Source organism: Arsenophonus endosymbiont of Apis mellifera (assembly GCF_903968575.1).
Lineage (GTDB): Bacteria > Pseudomonadota > Gammaproteobacteria > Enterobacterales > Enterobacteriaceae > Arsenophonus > Arsenophonus apicola.
In genome coordinates, this window is sequence record NZ_CAJCFU010000049.1 from 155,245 (window position 1) to 174,703 (window position 19,459).

A 19,459-nucleotide genomic window follows, 5' to 3' on the forward strand; every position below is an offset into this window, starting at 1 on the left:
TAATGAGAATGATTCTCTATATCATTTCCATAAGTAAACAAATGTCAATTAATTATAATTTATTGTAACTATTAGTCTAAATAATTAAATTTTAGTGAGCGAAATTTAAACCTAAAATTGGATGGTTATATCCAAGTTTCTATATTCAGAGGTTTCAATTATTACTTTAAAAATCAATAAAATATTAAGCTTTAGCATCATGGCTTATGTTGATAGATGAATGTTGAAAGGGATATGCAATACAAGGGCTTTATTAAATGAACTCACTATGTACAAAAGTAAAATCACAAACTTCACATCTGACTAAAAAGAATTGGTTATATGCAAACCAGCACCTAGCCACCAAAATATTACGTGAGCTTTTTCACGAAAAAATAATTCAGCCACTAAATTGTGGCGATAGTTATTCGATTGAGATTGGCCAATCACACTATCGTTTTCAAGCGCAAAGCTATCAACTTGATCATTTAGATATTAATCCTAGCTCGATAAGTAGGAGTAAGAATGGTCAACCACAAGTTATTGATGCCATCGCCCTTATTATTGAATTGTTGCCATTATTGGATATTTCTGCCTCAATGCTACCTATCTATCTTGATGAAATATCCAGCACACTTTATGGTTATGCGTTTAAGTATCAAAATAATCGATTCACGGCACATGATCTGGTACGAGCTGATTATCAGATAGTAGAAACCGCGATGACCGAAGGCCACCCAGTATTTATCGCAAATAATGGCAGGATCGGTTTTGATGCTGATGACTATTTACATTATGCACCAGAAAGCGCCAATCCAATCAAATTGGTCTGGATTGCTGCCCATCGTAATAAAACCGTTTTCTCCTCATTATCGTCACTCTCATATTCGGCATTAATGGAACAAGAATTAGAGAAGTATTTGCTCACGCAATTTGCCCAATATATGCAGACATTAGATTTAGATTTAGCGGATTATTATTTAATGCCGCTCCATCCCTGGCAATGGAAACATCGGATTGCAATTAGTTTTGCCGCTGATATTGCCAATCAAGATATTGTTTATTTGGGCGAAGGTCATCATGATTATCTGGCTCAACAATCTATTCGTACCTTTTTTAATATTAGTCAACCGCAAAAAAATTATGTCAAAACGGCATTATCAGTGCTGAATATGGGATTTATGCGTGGGTTAGATCCACATAGCATGGTAACAACACCCAGTGTTAATGAATGGCTTAATCATCTAGTCCAGTCTGATAAATTTTTACAGCAAAAAGGGTTCACTATCCTACGTGAACATGCAGCAATAGGTTATTTTAATCCTTATTTTGAAATAGCGATTAAGAACAATAATCCGCATAAAAAAATGTTATCAGCATTGTGGCGAGAAAGCCCGATGACCATTTTAAACAGCGATCAGCGTTTGATGACCATGGCTTCATTATTACATCTTGATAATCAAGGTAAAGCTGTTGTTGCCGCACTCATTGAAGATTCTGCCATTACAGTAGCAGATTGGATCTCACGTTATTTAGATGTTTATCTGTCACCATTGCTACATACTTTTTTTGCCTACGATTTGGTCTTTATGCCACATGGTGAAAACTTAATGTTGGTGTTAGAAAACAATCTACCGGTAAAAATGTTAATGAAGGATATTGGTGAAGAGATTGCTATCTTAAATAGTGATATTCAATTACCCAAAGAAATTGAGTTTCTTCATGTCACGGTCAAAGATGAGATGAAAATTAACTATATTCTGCTGGATATTTTTGACTGTTTTTTCCGTTATCTTGTCCCTCTACTGCAAAAACATCTTTCTTTCGCGGAAAGTCAATTTTGGCAATTAGTGGCTCAGTGTATCTATAACTACCAATCACAACATTTAGAACTAATAGAAAAATTCGCTAAGTTTGATCTGTTTAAGCCAGATTTTGTGCGTGTTTGTCTGAATCGGTTACAAATGGCGAATAATCAACAGATGATCGATCTTGATGATCGAGAAAAAAATCTGAAATTCGCCGAAAAATTGCGCAATCCTCTCTATGCATTCCGTGATAACTATGCAGTTAAGGTGCAGATGAACAAGACAATAACAATATCGAACTAATTATAACAATAAATAATTTTAGGGATGGGATGAGAAAAATGATTAACCCACATTTATATCGCTATAGGGTGACATTGAAGAAGATATTATCTTTGATGGTTCCACTATTTATATCAGGGAACAATTCTGCTTTAGCTGCAGAAAAGTCAGCTAAAAATGACGATATTATTATTATAACCGGTAAGGCAGAAGCAAAAGGTATTACCGAAGACAACAGAATGTATAATACTTCATCGATGTCAACGGCTACCGGATTAGATCTTTCAGCGCGTGAAACACCACAAAGTGTAAGTGTACTTACCAAGCAACGAATGCTAGATCAGGATCTTAAAAATGTTACCAGCGCGGTGGATAATATTGCTGGCATCAGCGTGCGTCAATCAGATAGCGATCGTTTTAGTTTTACTTCGCGGGGAATGCGGATTAAAAATATTCTGCGTGATGGTGTAGCGACCTATTATGATACGCGCTTTAATTATGGTGATAACTTATTGGATACGATCTTATTCGATCGGATTGAAGTTGTTCGCGGTGCGGCCGGTTTGATGGTCGGGCCAGGCCAGCCTTCAGCAGTAATAAATTTGATCCGTAAGCGACCGACTCGCGATTTCCGTGGTGAAGTAATAATGGCTGTCGGTTCCTGGGATAAGTGGAGAACTGGGCTTGATTTGTCTGGGCCTCTAAATGCGGCAGGTACGATGAGAGGGCGATTTGTTACCGCTTATCAACGGGGCAATGCCTTTATTGATCGCGAACAACATGAGCGATATCCATTTTATGGCATTGTCGAGATGGACTTAACTGCCAATACCTTGTTAACAATAGGTGCCGATTACCAATTTAATCATACTCGACAGGGGATGTTTGGTGGCTTACCGATTTTCTTCTCCGATGGGCGCAAGACCGATTATAAGCGTCATACCAGTTATGCGCCGGATTGGGCATTTTCCAAGGTTCGTTCATTCTCCATGTTTACCAGCTTACAACATCAATTTACTAATAATTGGAGTATGAAAGGAACGTTTACTTACGATAATAATACCCTCGATCAAAAAGTATTATGGACCACCGGATACCCCAATCCTAACAATAATCAGGGTATGTATCCAGGGAGTATGACCTTGATTGATGGTAGTCGCCGTCAAACTAGTTTTGATTTACAACTTAATGGTGATTATGGATTATTCAGCCGTACCCATCATGCGAGTTTTGGTATTAATTATCAAAAACAGCATTTTCAAAACGATTATTACAGTGCGTTGTGTATGCTGAAGGGAACTTGTAAATCCTTAGGCGATTTTAGCCAATCTCATTGGAATTATCCGCAACCCACTTGGTCAAAGTCTCGCACCTATGGTTCAAAAGGCTATATTGAACAAACGGCGGGTTATGCGGTGACTCAACTCTCATTAATGGATCCTGTAACCCTTATTCTTGGCGGGCGTATAACCAGTTGGAAAACTCGTGGTGATGATTTCAATCAGCCAAAAAATGGCAGTTATAGTGATCAGTTTGTGCCGTATGGTGGATTAATTTATGATATTACGCCAGATACCTCTGTGTATGGGAGTTATACCCAAATCTTTGATCCAGAAAGTCGGGTTGATCGCAATGGCAAGCTACTAAAACCGGTTAGTGGGGAAAATTTTGAGTTAGGAATAAAGGGTATTGCGATGGATAATAGTGTTGATTATTCATTAGCGCTATTTGAGATCCGGCAGAATAACTTTACCCAATTAGATAGTAATGCTCCACCACGTCCGGATGGCTCCAGGGTTTATTACGCTATTGATGGCGTTAAAACCCGAGGTTTTGAAGTTGAAGTCAGCGGTCAGCTCACTGATGATTGGAAAATTTATGCCGGTTATACCCAGTTCCGCGGCACGGATACGAATGGAAAACGTATCAATAGAGAAACGCCAAATAGATTGTTTAAACTGTTTACCACTTATACTTTGCCGGGTGCGATGAGCAATCTGACGATTGGCGGCGGTGTTAATTGGAAAGGTAGTACTTGGCAACTGCTCGATGGGCCAGCTAAGAAGCAAGTGAAGGTTGAACAAGCGAGCTTTGCTGTTGTTAATTTAATGGGACGTTATCAATTTACACCGGCGCTTTCGCTAACGGTTAATTTGAATAATCTGTTTGATAAAACTTATTACACGCAATTGGGTGATTACAAACAATATTATTATGGTGCTCCTCGTAATATTGAAGCGACCCTAAATTATCAGTTTTAATTAAATAATCGATTTAAAGGTTATCAATAATGGTACTGCTGCAACAACGATTAGCATCTTATAAAATGGGGCTCACAGTGCCATTAATGTGGCTGATAATTTTATTAACTGCTTGTGATAAACCGCCGGTAGTAACAAATTTATCGTCAGATACTATCGGCTATCCCAAAACGATTATTACTGCGCTAGGAAAAGCAGAAATTAACCAACAGCCGCAACGGATTGTGGCATTGGGAAGTGGTAGCGAGGATATCTTATTAGCACTCGGGATCGTGCCTATAGCGATTGAATCACATTATTGGGGTGGCGATGCGCAAGGATATTTACCCTGGTTTAAGGAAGAAATTGAGCGGCGCGGCGCCCGATTACCCGTGATTATTGAAATGTATCCAGAATTGGATATAGAAAAAATTATTAAATTAAAACCTGATTTAATTCTGGCAACCCAATCAGGCATCACACAAGAGGATTTTAATTCTTTATCTTATTTTGCGCCTGTGGTCGCCTATCCAGATAAACCATGGCAGACAACATCACAACAGCAAATTAAATTAATTGCTAATGCCTTGGATAAACAACAGCAGGGAAAAAAATTGAGCGCTGAACTTGATGCAATGTTAGTCGCAACCGGCCATCGCATCCCTAATATACAAAACTATCAGTTTGCCTATATTAAGGCTGGGACAACAGCCAATAGTTTGTCCATTTATGTAAAAAATGATCCGCGAGTGGATACCTTGGTTCATATTGGTTTGTCATTATTGCCATTGGCAAAAACAGTCACCGCCTCCTTTGGTAATTTTGCTGTCAATATTGGTCTGGAAAATGCCGACTTACTGAATGATGCTGATATTTTGTTAACCTGGTATAACAGCGAAAAAGAGCGACAAGAAACTGAATCTCAACCGCTATTCCAATCGATACGGGCAGTTCGTCAGGGAGTCTATATGCCATTAACGGATCAAGCGTTGGTCATGTCGATGTCGTATGGCTCGCCTCTTAGTTTACGCTGGGGATTACCAAAATTTATGTCATTACTACAGCAGGAGCTAGCCAAGCATGATAAACCCTAAGCGACGAATTACCCGCGTGTTGGGATTACTATTAATGTTGCTATTAACCTGCCTTTGTATTTTGGTCAGTCTAAGTTTTGGTTCAAAGCCCGTGCCGTTATCAGCAATTTGGCAACATTATTGCTCTAACAGTCAGGTTAATTATTATGATTTAGTCATTAACGCTCGAGAATCCCGTACCTTTATTGGGTTAATGGCCGGTGCAGCATTAGCGTTAGCAGGCGCAGTAGCGCAAGGATTGCTGCGTAATCCGCTTGGTGATCCCGGTTTATTAGGCATTAATGCCGGTGCCGCCGCCGCAGTTGTTTTTTGCTCTTTTGTTCCTGTATTAACCAATGTCTCTCATTTTTGGGCTGCTTTTATTGGCGCTAGTTTATCAACTTTACTGTTTTATTTTATGAGTGGTAGTAGCCGTAATACTAACCCGGTAAGACTAATCTTAACAGGTGTAGCTATTAATGCTTGTTTACTAGCGTTAGTGCAGGGCATTATTTTAATCCACCCGCAAGCGATGGATAATTACCGTTTTTGGATCATGGGTGCTTTAAATTCAACATCATTAACTGAGGCTAGTTGGCTAATCCCCTATTTATTAGTGGCTATCACCTTAACATTTTCATTGAGTGCGGCATTAAATATTATGGTTTTTGGTGATGGTATTGTGCACTCTTTGGGGGGGAATGTTGCGCGTACACGTCTATTATCGCTGTTAAGTGTTAGCATGCTAGCCGCTGTTGCCACCGCAATGGCTGGGCCAATTGCTTTTATCGGTTTGGCGGCGCCCCATTTAATGCGAGCCTGGATAGGCAGTGATTTTCGCTGGCTATTGCCTTATAGCATGTTTGCGGGTTCATGTTTGTTGTTAATCTCTGATGTGATAGCACGGTTAGTGATTGCACCAGAAGAGGTGATGGTGGGTATTATCACTGCCCTAGTTGGTGCTCCTTTGCTTTATTGGGTAGCTAAAAAACCAACTGATAGCAGAATGGTAGAGTAAAATATGATCCAGATCGATTTTTCAACTAAACAAGTGAGCACTAAAACATTTGGTTTAGCCAATATACGATTTATTACTCCTTCACGGCAGACGTCTAGTAGAATTTTATTCTTACTTCTGTTGTTAGTATTGTTCTTGTATCTCACTTTAGCCTTTGGTCGGGAAGGGATGGATAATCCTTGGTTAGAGATGAAAACCCGCTATCAGCAATTTATTCTATTACAGATCCGTTTACCTAGAGCATTAGTTGCCATCGGTGCCGGTATGACGCTGGCGCTTTCCGGTGCGCTTTTTCAGATCACCACCCGTAACGCATTAGCTAGTCCAGACATTATTGGGATTAATGCCGGCGCCGCTGTTGGCATTATGGCGGTACTATTACTCTGGCCAGATGTTGTGCCCGTTTCTGTCGGCGCACTGAGCGGCGCTATTATTGCCGTATTTTTGGTTTATCTTGCTAATGGTGCCGTAAGTGGTGAAATACAGACGGTAAAAATTGTGCTTTCAGGGATCGCTGTTGCGGCTTTATGTATGGCTTTAGTTGATTTTGCCATTTCTAATACGCGTATTGAGCAGGCACAACAAATTCGCTCACTGTTAAGTGGTAGTTTGGCTAATCGCGGTTGGCAAGATGTGGTGCTAATTAGTGGTATGTTGGTTTTTATACCTATTCTGTTTTGGTTAGGTAAACAATTAAACTATATCAGTTTAGGTAATGATATTGCGATTACACTCGGTGTTCCCGTTCGTTTGGTACAAATTATCAGCATACTGGTAGCGATTATTTTTGCCACCCTGTCGGTATTGGTTGTTGGGCCGGTTGCTTTTGTCGCATTAGCGGCACCACAAATTGCCCGGCGGATCATTTTGCATAAAGGTGTCGCACTATTTTGTTCGATGCTAGTGGGCGCTTTATTAATGCTGAGCGCTGATTTTATTACGTTAATATTGCCAACGCCGGGGCGTTTAACCGTAGGTTTAGTCACGTCAGCCATTGGTGGGACTTATTTAATGTACTTATTGTATATGGAATTTAGGAGAATAAGCTAATGGTATCATCCACTCATTCTCCCTCGGTTGCTTCACGGCTGACAGCTCATGATGTCTCTGTTGGATACGGCAAAAAAAGCATTATTAAAGAGATAAATATAGCTATTTATGATAATGAATTGAGTGTCATTATCGGACCTAACGGCTGCGGTAAATCAACTTTATTAAAAACCCTTAGCCGTATTATGCAACCGCAGTGTGGTGAAATTCGATTGGATGGTAAGGATGTTTTCCACGCTAAACCTAAATGGGTTGCTCGGCAGCTCTCATTATTAGCGCAAGGCGCGGTTATCACAGAACCATTGACTATCTATGAACTCGTTTCACGCGGTCGTTATCCTTATCAATCTTTTTTCTTACAGTGGTCAACTGAAGATGAACGGGCGGTGCATGATGCGTTAAAGGCGGTAGATCTTTGGCCTATGGCACAAAAATTAGTCAGTGAATTATCAGGCGGTCAACGTCAGCGTGTCTGGTTTGCGATGACACTTGCTCAGCAAACTCCGATCATTTTATTAGATGAGCCAACAACCTATTTAGATATTGCCCATCAAATTGAAATGCTTGATCTTTGCCAACGTTTGCATCAGCAAGGGAAAACGTTAGTTTTGGTATTACATGATATTAATCTGGCTTTACGTTATGCCTCACGCCTAATTATGATGAAAGAGGGGCAGATCTATGCTGAAGGCAAACCTGAAAAAATTATTACCGAACAGAATATTAAAAATGTATTTGGTTTAGCCTGTCGCATTATTTCAGATCCTGAATCGGGTAAACCACTAATTATTCCAAAATATAAAACCAATAAATAATCGACAAGATATTTTATTACATTTTGTATTGGCAATATAAAATTGGAGAATATGGCATGGGAAATAAAAATAATGATAGTTCCATAGCTATTATACCTAAAATTGAAATAGCAGATATTACTAAGTTATTTGATAGTAAATTTAGCCATTTTAATTCTTCATTTAAAGTGAATGAAGAAAATATATCTACCAACTGTATGGAATTTTATCAATGGTCAAAGGAAAAACAGTTTTTATCATTAATGGCTCGTTATCAATATGAATATTATGGTAATAGTAGCCAGAATGCTAATCAGAAGGGGCTGTATTCTTTATGGGCTCAATGGTATTTTGGTTTAGTGATTCCGCCTATGATGTTGATGCTATTAGAGTATCCCCAGGCGATTAATACAAGTTATCATCGTGTTAGCGTTGAATTTCATGCTAGTGGTAGGCCTAATATTGTTTATTATCAGCTAGCATGGATGGTAAAACCTTTATCTTTATTAGAGCGTTATCATGATCTATTGCAGCAGCATATTATTCCAGTATGTAAGAAAATAGAATTTTATCGTGGTATCAATGGCCGTTTATTATGGAATAATATTGGCTACATAATGTATTGGTATTTAATGAATTTTAAAGAAAAGCTAGACGCTAATCAGTATAATAGTTTAATTAATATGCTTTTTTTTGAAAAAAAAATGTTAAATAACCAAGATAACCCGCTTTATCATACCGTTATTATTAGAAATAATATTATACAACGGCGTAGCTGCTGTCAGCGAAACAAATTACCAGGCGTAGGTAATTGCCATGATTGCCCTCTTGAGACGATGGCATCAATTTAATTTATTAAATTTACTGCTTATTTAAAATAAAAAATAATTATTTGTTTGTTTTGTACAGTTTTATTAAATGATTAATGTAAGGCATTTAATCTATTTAAAATAATGTTGAGCAATTATCTTAGATAATTACTATACAAGAGTAAGGATATACAATGCCTATTGAAGTTAAAACGTGTGTTGAATTACCATCAACAACAACTTCTTTTATAAAGGAGGACTATTTTAAAGAAAGCCATTTTTATTCATATTTCTTTAATCGTGATAATGCACAATGTTATTTTGATAATGCTTATGACGTCATAATTAAGATAAAAAAAATATTGCAGCAAACACAAATTCCATTTAGTGGAATATTACCTTATGATTTATCTCAATTATTTTCTAAAGTAAATCTAGATAATCCATTATCTTCTTGGTCATCAGTTTTAGCAGAATTAAACCGGCTTTATATTAAAGATGCGGTTTATTTTCATCATCCAAAATATGTTGCTCATCTAAATTGCCCATTAGTCTTACCCGCAGTGATCGCCGAAATGTTGATTGGTGCCATTAATTCATCGATGGATACTTGGGATCAAAGTGCAGGAGCAACCTTAATTGAACAAAAAGTGCTTGCTTGGACGGTGGATAAGCTGGGTTTAGGTAAGGGTGCAGATGGCATTTTTACCAGTGGTGGAACGCAATCCAATTTTATGGCAATGCTACTGGCTCGTGATTGGTTTTGTCATCAGCGCGATCGACAACATAAAAATTTGATCCATGGCTTACCGGAAGATTTTCGCAAGTTACGCATATTAACATCATCGGTCAGTCACTTTAGTACCCAAAAAGCAGCAGCTATGTTAGGGCTCGGTTATCAAGCTATTATTTCAGTGCCCCATGATGATAAATTCTGTATGTCGATTGAGGCACTGGAAACGAGTATTCAACAGTGCCTGGCTGAAGGAAATATCCCGTTTGCGGTGGTAGCTACGGCGGGGACGACTGATTTTGGTAGTATTGATCCCCTCCCCGCTATTGCCAATCTAGCCAAGCAATATGGTTTGTGGATGCATGTTGATGCGGCGTATGGCTGTGGATTATTAGTCTCATCGCGTCATTCTCATTTACTTCAGGGAATAGAACAGGCTGATTCGGTTACTATCGATTATCACAAAGCATTTTTCCAGCCAGTCAGTTGTGGTGCCTTTTTTATTAAAGATCGGCAGCACTTTTGTCATTTAACCTATCATGCCGATTATTTGAATCCGTTAAGTGCTGAACAAGAACAGATCCCCAATTTGGTAAATAAAAGTATTCAGACAACCCGCCGTTTTGATGCCTTAAAAATGTGGCTGACCCTGAGAATGATGGGGGCGGAGCAATTGGGTAGGGCATTTGATAAAGTATTGGATACAGCACAAATTGCTTATCACTTAATGGTAGCAAATTCCCATTTTGAAGTTGTTCATCAACCCGTGCTCAGTACGTTAGTTTTTCGTTTCATACCGCCGCAATCTCTGTCACAAGAAAAAATTGATGATCTTAACGCTAACATTCGTAAGGCCTTGTTCCGAGAAGGTGAAAGCATTATTGCCGCTACCAAAATTAACGGGCGACAATACTTGAAATTTACCTTTCTTAATCCATTAACGGAACGTCAACATTTGGTAGAAATAATGAATAACATTATTCAGCATGGCAATTTCTTATTGACATAGTAAGCGTTTACTAACAAGACATCAGGTAAATAAATAATTATTACCGTTTTTAAACGGAGCAATTTTGTTAGGAGTTATTATGACAACCAGGATTTATGATTTTATCGCGATTGGTATTGGCCCCTTTAATCTGGGATTGGCCTGTCTGGTTCAACCAATAAAAGAGATCAATAGTCTGTTTATTGATCAGAATGCAGCTTTCGATTGGCATCCTGGAATGATGTTGGAAAACTCCTCGATGCAGACACCATTTATTGCCGATTTAGTGACTTTAGCCTCACCCAGTCATCCATTAAGTTTTCTAAATTATATCAAACAAAAAGGACGCATTTACTCATTTTATATTCGGGAAAATTTCTTTTTATTGCGCAAAGAATATAACCAATATTGCCAATGGGCAGCAGAGCAATTATCCAATTTGCGTTTTAATTTGCGCCTAGAAAATATTAAGTATGATCCATCGCTGGATTGCTACACCTTACATTGTGGTGATACGGTAACGGGACAGTGCCATCAGTTTTGCTGCAAAAAACTCGTATTAGGAACTGGCCCTTCACTTTATGTACCGAAATGTTGCCAGCCATTTGAAGAGCAAATAGTACGAACTGATAACTATCTGGCTAATAAAGCCAGTTTACAGCAAAAGAAATCAATTACTATCATCGGTAGTGGCCAGAGTGCAGCAGAAATTTTTTATGATTTGCTCAGTCAAATTGATATCCATGGTTATCAACTGAATTGGGTAACGCGCTCACCACGTTTCTTCCCGTTAGAATATAGCAAATTAACGTTAGAAATGACTTCACCGGAGTATGTCGATTATTTCCATAACTTATCAGACACCGTACGTGATGAACTCAATCGTAGCCAAAAATCCCTCTACAAAGGAATTAATAGTTCACTTATCAATGACATTTTTGATCTGATGTATTGCAAACGGTTGAATGGCAAGCTGCCTGTGGCATTACATACCAACAGTGAATTAAAACACCTACAGTATGATCATGAAAAACAACAGCTGGTATTAGATTTATGTCAACAAGAGCAACAAGCGGCATTTTCACTGGCAAGCGAAGCTGTTGTATTAGCAACGGGTTATCAATATCAAATACCTAAATGTATTGATGGTATTCGTGACCAGATCCGTTGGGATAAGTTCGGACGCTATGACGTACAACGTAATTACAGTATTGATTATCATAATCGCATTTTTGTGCAAAACGCCGAACTTCATACTCATGGATTTATTACGCCAGATCTTGGCATGGCCTGTTATCGTAATTCTTATTTAATTAAAGAAATTACTGGCAAAGAACACTATGCAATAGAGAATAGTATTGCATTCCAGCAGTTTGGCGTAGCGCAAGAAGGAGTCAATTAATGTCTGTTGCAGCTATGGCGTCGTTTAAAAAAACAGTCACTGATGTCGGTACATTTTCAGTACAGCCACTGGATCTAAATGAAGATATTAGCATTATTAGCCAATGGGTTAATCGCAATTATGCGCATTATTGGGGAATGCAAAATTATACTTCGCAACAAGTGAAAAAATTTTATCAAGATCTCTTAATCCGTCAGCCTAATTCGGTATTTACTGGTAGTTACCAGGGGAAAAAAGTGTTTTTACTCGAGTGTTATTGGGCACAAGATGATTTTATCAGTCAACACTATAGTGCCGACCCAGGTGACATGGGAATGCATATTTTGGTTGCGCCACCAGAGGAAAAAATCAACCAGTTTACTTGGGGTGTTTTTCAAACCGTTATCGCTTTTATTTTCAACAACCCTGCGGTTAAGCGAATTGTTGTTGAGCCTGATATTCGTAATACAAAAATTCATCGGTTGAATATAAAAGCGGGTTTTATTTATGAAAAAACCGTGCAATTAGTGAATAAGATAGCTGGCTTAGCATTCTGTACCAGAGAACAGCATCACATCGCTTTGCAATCAGCGCAATTAATCAAATTTTCTCCGCCCGATAATCCTTTTGTACGGCATTTATATCCGCAGGTTTGGCAAAAAGTACATCGTTTACAGGTGAGAAAAGCCATTTCTGAGTTTGCTCATGAGTGTTTATTATCGCCAAAACAATTAACAGAAAAAATCGATCAAGATGGTTATCACTATTATCGTTTGGATAATGACGAATATGGCGTACAGTATTATTTTCGTGCGCGACGATTAGCGTTAGATCATTGGTTGATTGATGCTGACTCGCTGCAAAAAATGCACACAGAGAATTGGGCCGAACTCGACTTTATCCGTTTCATTATTGAATTTAAACACCAGCTTGGGATCAGTGATAGTGTTATGCCAACTTATCTGGAAGAGTTGATGAGTACACTACATAGTTGTGCATTTAAATATCATCGTAGCGGTATTGCCGTAGATAGTTTAGTCAATGCTGATTTTCAGACAATTGAGGCTGAAATGATGGAAGGGCACCCAGTTTTTATCGCGAACAATGGCCGGATTGGCTTTGATGCACAGGATTTTCAATGTTTCAGTCCTGAATCAGCGGCAGGTATCCACTTAATATGGTTAGCTGCCCATAAAAGTATGGCCCAATTTGCCTGTATTGAGCAGCTAAGCTATCAACAGCTAATTGAGCAAGAGTTGAGTCAACAGGAGATAATTGACTTTAACCACCAATTGATTTTGCTTGGATTGGATCCGCAGGAGTATCTATTGATGCCATTTCATCCATGGCAGTGGCAAAATAAATTACCGTCTATCTTTGCCCATGAGCTTGCTAGTCAAAAACTAATCTATTTAGGCCTAGGCAAAGATTGTTATCAGGCCCAACAATCAATACGGACGTTATTTAATCGCAGCCAACCTCAGCGCTATTATGTAAAAACTGCGTTATCTATCTTGAATATGGGATTTATGCGCGGTTTGTCTCCCTATTACATGGTAACCACACCAGCGATTAATGATTGGCTATGTGATCTGGTGCAACAAGATGCTGTTTTACGCCATTGTGGTTTTCGGTTATTACGTGAAGTTGCCAGTATTGGTTTTAGAAATCATTACTATGAACAAGCGATCCAGAGCGATACCCCTTATAAAAAAATGATGGCGGCACTATGGCGAGAAAATCCCTTACCATTGATTGGCAGCAAGCAGAAATTGATGACTATGGCGGCATTATTACACCATGATCAACAGGGCAACGCTTTCTTACCTGCCCTAATTACGGCATCAGGCATCTGCGCTGATGAATGGATCAAACGCTATCTGGACTGTTACTTATTACCCCTCTTACACTGTTTATATGCTTATGATTTAATGTTTATGCCACATGGTGAAAATATTATTCTAGTGCTAGAAAATCATATTCCACAATCTATTTTTATGAAAGATTTGGCAGAGGAAGTGTTGGTGATGGATCCAAAGGCGGATTTGCCAGCAAAAGCGAGTCGGATAAAAGTTAGTATGCCAGAACAGATGAAAACACTAACTATTTTATCGGACGTGTTTGATGGTGTCTTTCGCTATATAGCAGCAATTCTTGATGAACAAACTGGTTATGCCCAACAAAAGTTCTGGCAGGCGGTAGCGAATTGTATTTTAGATTATCAATCGGCGCATCCAGAATTTACTCAGCAATTTAAACGTTATCCTCTATTTACGCCTACCATCAAACGTTGCTGCTTAAATCGATTACAAATTGCTAACAATCATCAGATGCTGGATTTGTTGGACCCAATGCAAAGTTTGCAATTTGCTGAAGATTTGATTAATCCTATCGCTGAGTTTGCTCAATAGATTGCTGATTTTAGTGAATAACAACCTCACTGATGAAAGTGGGGTTTTTTTGTTAAAATTATGCTAAGTTAGATCAATTTGATGATATTAGTTTATTTTGCTCTAAGTACAACAGTCAGGTAGTGAAACTTTTTTACTTACCAGTAATATAGGAATAAAAATGAATAAAATAGCTTTATCATTGTGTCTATTAAGTTTTTTTTGTTCTGCGAAAGGGATTACCCATCAACAATTAGCTGACCTATGGCAATCACCAGAGAAGGAAGCCAAACAGCTAGTTGAAAACATGAGTTTTGAAGAAAAGCTAGGACAGATGTTAATGTTGGGTTTTCGCCATTGGGGGATTGATGCGGAAAAAAATGCTTTGGCAATGACCAAACTCAATCCAGAAATCGCCAACATTATTCACCATTATCATTTAGGTTCAGTGATCTTATTTCGAGATAATTTAATTGACTCGCCTCAAACGGTAAACCTGATTAATGCGTTGCAACAGGCGCGTAGCAACTTGCCACTATTTATTAGCGTTGACCAGGAAGGTGGTTATGTCACACGATTGAGGGTAGGGACTGAAATGCCGGGTAATATGGCATTAGGTGCAACGCGTTCTAAACAACTGAGTGAATTAGTTGGTATGATCCATGGTTATGAACTTACGCATTTAGGATTTAATTTTAATTTTGCGCCCGTGGTCGATATCAACAATAATCAAAATAATCCTATTATTGGTGTCCGTTCTTATTCTGATCGGCCACAGTTGGTGGCTGAAATGGCCAACGGTTATATTCAAGGAATTCATCGCTATGCTGTTTTAACAGCAATTAAACATTTTCCAGGCCATGGTAATGTGACTGCTGATAGCCATTTATCCTTGCCAACGATTAATATTAGTCAGCAACAATGGCGTAAATTTGAATTACTCCCGTTTATGCATACCATGCGAAATACCGATGCTATCATCACAGCGCATATCGTGATGCCGGCATTAGATAACCATAAATTAACTACCCTAGATAATCAGCGAGTTGGTGTGCCGGCAACCCTTTCTAAACCAATATTAAGCGGGATATTACGCAATAAATTGAACTATCAAGGTTTAATTATCACCGATGCCATGGATATGGGCGCTATTGCCAATAACTTTGATAGTAACTGGGTGGTTAAACAAGCCATATTGGCGGGCAATGACATCATTTTAATGCCATTAAAAATTACTGCTATTGAGGATGTAACTAAACTGGAACAGCTCTATCACTATTTAAAAACGGAAGCGCAAAGCGATCCTGAATTAAACCGTCGCATTAGCGAATCAGCTTACCGGGTTGTATTTAGTAAGTTAAAAAATAGAATTTCCGCACAAGATAAGTCTGCTCAGCGAGCACAACAAGTTGTTGCAGCAAAAATAGATAAAGATATTGAGAATATGGTGGCAGACAATGCCATCACATTAATAAAAAATAGTAACATACTGCCGTTTCAGTTAAAAAATAATAATAAAATTGTTATTTTTTCCGATGAAAAAGCACGTAATCAATTAATTAAAAAACATTTACTCTCTATTGCTGATGAGTTAAATATCAATATGGCTACCCAAGATGATGTGGTTACCATGATGGCGGATGATAAAACTGAGCAGCAATTTACGACAAAAATGCAAAATTCAGATCTCATTATTTTAGCCACTTATAATCTTAAAAACGCTCCCATTAATGCCCAGCGAATACTCAATGTTGCTAATCGTAATGCTATTCCAGTGGTCGTGATATCGACCAATAATCCTTATGATATTGCTTATTTGCGTGGCGTGAAAGCCAATATTGCCATTTATGGTATTACGGGTTTTGATGAAACTGATAAAAATAGAAATAACTTAGAAACCAACATCCGTAGTGGACTAAGAACGCTATTTCTCACCCCCAACAAGCGCTTAATGAATTCACCGACAGGTAAATTGCCGGTTGATATCAAAACGCCTAATTTAGAGCGTATCCTCTATCCTTATGGATATGGTTTAGCTTATTAAAAATATTTCCGCAACCCACACCTTGATAAGTGTGAGTCAAAACAGAGTCAGGAATCGGGTAGGGTTTTTATATTGGACCATTAAGAAAATGCATTATTAAACTCTCTGAAAATATTCCGTTATTCTTATTACAATATTCCGTTATTCTTATTACAAAGCGCGGTAGCGCAAAAATGGTCATGCGCAAGGATAACCGATGTAAAGCGGTTATCTGTTGTCGCTATCGCTTTGTCTTCTAAACTAGGCGATTACCTTTTCGCCGTTTAACCACTAACCCTAACAACACTTGCCTATTTCTGACCTAATTTTTTTCTATCTGCCGCTGGTATTTAAGCAAAAAAGGCCTTGTTTTTAGCAAAATGTCTGAATTTTATCCAGTACAGCAGTTTCGGAGTTTAAAGCTATCGAGAGTTTTGTTGAGTTAGCTTATTATGATCAAAAAATTAACATTAGTTGGGTAAAAGTAACAAATAATCTGTCTGTAAAATAAATATGCCATCACTTATAAAGTAGCACCGATGGGGTCAAATCTGTTTATCGGGCTGATAAAAGCAAGCAGCAAGTGGGCGATATTGATTGCTGATTTGGTGGGCATATCTGTTAAGTGACGGAAAAGACGAAAAGCGAAGTTAGGGTTTTGCAATCAAAGGGTGGTGAACCTTTTGGCACAGGGAAAGTAACAGATAAAGCCAAACCTGCTAGCAATTAAAAGCAGGTAATAAGCGTAGAATTAACAAACTAACAATAAATGTTTTTCTCATCATCTGCTTTTGCTGGGAGTAACAAGATGAAGGTATTCGCGAGACAGTTAAGAGTTAGCATGTGGCGCACAATAATGCTTTTGTTCAGCAGCGTCTGGCTGGTGGCCTGTACTGAATATTAGTATCTACCGGCCGATTGATATAACCCGCGCCGGCCAATCGGTTAAGGTTGAGTTTGAAATTAAAAAGCAGGGGGATTATCAGTTTGCCTTGTTGTTTGAGACCGGGGAGGGACATGATGAAATGGAAAGGAGATTTGAATTGTTTGGAGCTATTGACAAGGCTGGGGTGGTAATTCCGGTTTCGCTGCGGATCGTTAAGGATGGTCAGGTTTTTTTTGATGAGGAAATCAACACTAAAGGAACTGGTTGGGGACGAGCTTTTTATTATGAAGGAAGAAGGATAAATACCGCAGCAGTTCGAGAAATTAAACTATTGCCATTATCTCCCGGTCGTTACTCGGTGGTGATTACCACGCTGGAAGATGTTGCGCTGTTTAACGGGATCGAGAGTTTTGTTCACGTCACCTATTTTGATCCTAAAATTTAACCGAAGTGTTCTGTCAACAAGGAAGTAAAATATGGATAAAAAATATACCGTCAAAGTGGCACCGATGGGCGCCAAATATATTTATCAGGCTGATAAGAATGGGTACAAGGCCGGGGAGATACTTTCTTCATCGGGCGGCCATATGTGGTATGTGATGGTTTTAAGACGCTTAGATACTCATGGTGATAATGGTTATTTGTGGTGTAAATGGATTCAGTTGTAGTAACCAAGGCAATCCAATATCTGTTATTTCATTTCTTCTGGATTAGCATAATATTTCTTTAACAACCCATCATGCTTTAAATTGCTCGAAAATTGTTCTACTTGGGCATTATTCTAGCCAGCATCTAAGTCAGCTTGGCGCTTTTTGCTCTTATCGTTTTTCAGTAAAGATGGATTTTGTCCATAAGTATTTTGTCTTTGTCAGCCACTGTGAAAAACCCCCGCCTTACACCCTTCATACCCTTGCGCCGTTTAACCACTAACCCCAACTGAGCCTGCCTATTTTTGCCCTAATTTTGTTTCTATCTGTCGTTGGTATTTAAGCTAAAGGCCTGGTTTTAACAAAATGTCTGAATTTTATCCAGTACAGCAGTTTCGGAGTTTAAAGCTATCGAGAGTTTTGTTGAGTTAGCTTATTATGATCAAAAAATTAACATTAGTTGGGTAAAAGTAACAAATAATCTGTCTGTAAAATAAATATGCCATCACTTATAAAGTAGCACCGATGGGCAAATTTGTTTATCGGGCTGATAAAAGCAAGCAACAAATGGGCGATATTGATTGCTGATTTGGTGGGTATATCTGTTAAGTGGCGGAAAAGACGAGAAGCAAAGTTAGGGTTCTGCAATCAAAGGGTGGTGAACCTTTTGGCGCAGGGAAAGTAACGGATAAAGCCAAACCTGCTACTAATTAAAAGCGGGTAGCAAGCCAGCGTAGAATTAACAAACTAACAGTGAATGTTTTCTCATCATTTGCTTTTGCTGGGAGTAACAAGATGAAGGTATTCGCGAGACAGTTAAGAGTTAGCATGTGGCGCACAATAATGTTTTTGTTCAGTAGTGTCTGGCTGGTGGCCTGTACTGAACATATTAGTATCTACCGGCCGATTGATATAACCCGCGCTGGTCAATCGGTTAAGGTTGAGTTTGAAATTAAAAAGCAAGGGGGCTATCTGTTTGCTCTGTTATTTGATAAAGGGGGAGATTATGAAGAAGTGCTTAGGCGGCTTGAGTTATTCCGTGGCATTGATAAGACCGGGGTGATAATTCCCATTTCGCTGCGGATCGTTAAGGATGGTCAGGTTTTTTTTGACGAGATAATCAATACGCAGGGAACTGATGGAGGGCTGGCTTTCGATTAACAGGAGAGAAGGCTAAATACCGCCGTGCGGGATATTAAATTCTTTTCGTTATCTCCCGGTCGTTATTCGGTGGTGATTAGCACACTGGAAGATGTTGCGCTGTTTAACGGGATCGAAAGTTTTGTTAACGTCACCTATTTTGATCCTAAAATTTAACCGAAGTGTTCTGTTAACAAGGAAGTAAAATATGAATAAAA

Annotated in this window: 13 protein-coding genes and 1 pseudogene; all 14 read left to right on the forward strand. The window is 38.6% G+C overall.

Annotation, left to right across the window (positions count from 1 at the left end; genetic code table 11):
• Positions 1–257 precede the first annotated feature (257 nt).
• The 14 genes and pseudogenes from H1X92_RS06875 to H1X92_RS06940 all read left to right on the forward strand — a co-directional run bounded on the left by H1X92_RS06875 (position 258) and on the right by H1X92_RS06940 (position 19,418).
• On the forward strand, positions 258–2,090 hold the full coding sequence (locus H1X92_RS06875) for an IucA/IucC family protein (RefSeq protein WP_180559445.1): 1,833 nt from the start codon (positions 258–260) through the stop codon (positions 2,088–2,090).
• Between the two features lie 38 nt (positions 2,091–2,128).
• On the forward strand, positions 2,129–4,330 hold the full coding sequence (locus H1X92_RS06880) for a TonB-dependent siderophore receptor (RefSeq protein ID WP_180559446.1): 2,202 nt from the start codon (positions 2,129–2,131) through the stop codon (positions 4,328–4,330).
• Between the two features lie 29 nt (positions 4,331–4,359).
• Positions 4,360–5,403, forward strand: a complete 1,044-nt coding sequence (locus H1X92_RS06885) for an iron-siderophore ABC transporter substrate-binding protein (protein WP_225505979.1) — start codon at positions 4,360–4,362, stop codon at positions 5,401–5,403.
• Positions 5,390–6,400 carry a FecCD family ABC transporter permease gene (locus tag H1X92_RS06890; protein WP_180559447.1) on the forward strand — a complete coding sequence of 337 codons (1,011 nt, stop codon included), beginning with the start codon at positions 5,390–5,392 and terminating at the stop codon, positions 6,398–6,400. Before H1X92_RS06885 ends, H1X92_RS06890 begins: the two co-directional genes overlap by 14 nt.
• Before the next feature lie 3 nt (positions 6,401–6,403).
• Positions 6,404–7,450, forward strand: a complete 1,047-nt coding sequence (locus H1X92_RS06895) for a FecCD family ABC transporter permease (protein ID WP_180559448.1) — start codon at positions 6,404–6,406, stop codon at positions 7,448–7,450.
• On the forward strand, positions 7,450–8,265 hold the full coding sequence (locus H1X92_RS06900; RefSeq protein ID WP_180559449.1) for an ABC transporter ATP-binding protein: 816 nt from the start codon (positions 7,450–7,452) through the stop codon (positions 8,263–8,265). The genes H1X92_RS06895 and H1X92_RS06900 overlap by 1 nt, the downstream gene beginning before the upstream one ends.
• A gap of 56 nt (positions 8,266–8,321) precedes the next feature.
• The gene (fhuF, locus tag H1X92_RS06905) at positions 8,322–9,095 is read left to right on the forward strand and encodes a siderophore-iron reductase FhuF (RefSeq protein ID WP_180559450.1); all 774 of its coding nucleotides are present in this window, start codon (positions 8,322–8,324) and stop codon (positions 9,093–9,095) included.
• A 206-nt stretch (positions 9,096–9,301) separates the two neighbouring features.
• Positions 9,302–10,795, forward strand: coding sequence for a pyridoxal phosphate-dependent decarboxylase family protein (locus H1X92_RS06910; protein ID WP_370520676.1), 1,494 nt, complete (start codon positions 9,302–9,304; stop codon positions 10,793–10,795).
• A gap of 79 nt (positions 10,796–10,874) precedes the next feature.
• Positions 10,875–12,176: a lysine N(6)-hydroxylase/L-ornithine N(5)-oxygenase family protein gene (locus tag H1X92_RS06915; protein ID WP_180559452.1), complete on the forward strand. Its 1,302-nt coding sequence runs from the start codon at positions 10,875–10,877 to the stop codon at positions 12,174–12,176.
• A complete protein-coding gene (locus H1X92_RS06920; protein WP_180559453.1) occupies positions 12,176–14,566 on the forward strand; it encodes a GNAT family N-acetyltransferase in 2,391 nt (796 codons plus the stop codon). The genes H1X92_RS06915 and H1X92_RS06920 overlap by 1 nt, the downstream gene beginning before the upstream one ends.
• A gap of 160 nt (positions 14,567–14,726) precedes the next feature.
• Entirely contained in the window at positions 14,727–16,589 is a 1,863-nt protein-coding gene (locus tag H1X92_RS06925; RefSeq protein ID WP_180559454.1) for a glycoside hydrolase family 3 protein, read from the forward strand.
• A gap of 941 nt (positions 16,590–17,530) precedes the next feature.
• Complete coding sequence (locus H1X92_RS06930; protein ID WP_370520677.1) at positions 17,531–17,899, forward strand: DUF5625 family protein; 369 nt, start codon at positions 17,531–17,533, stop codon at positions 17,897–17,899.
• Positions 17,900–17,930: 31 nt separating this feature from the next.
• Positions 17,931–18,122: a hypothetical protein gene (locus tag H1X92_RS06935; RefSeq protein WP_180559455.1), complete on the forward strand. Its 192-nt coding sequence runs from the start codon at positions 17,931–17,933 to the stop codon at positions 18,120–18,122.
• An 822-nt stretch (positions 18,123–18,944) separates the two neighbouring features.
• Positions 18,945–19,418, forward strand: a pseudogene (locus H1X92_RS06940) (DUF5625 family protein).
• The last annotated feature ends 41 nt before the right edge of the window (positions 19,419–19,459 follow it).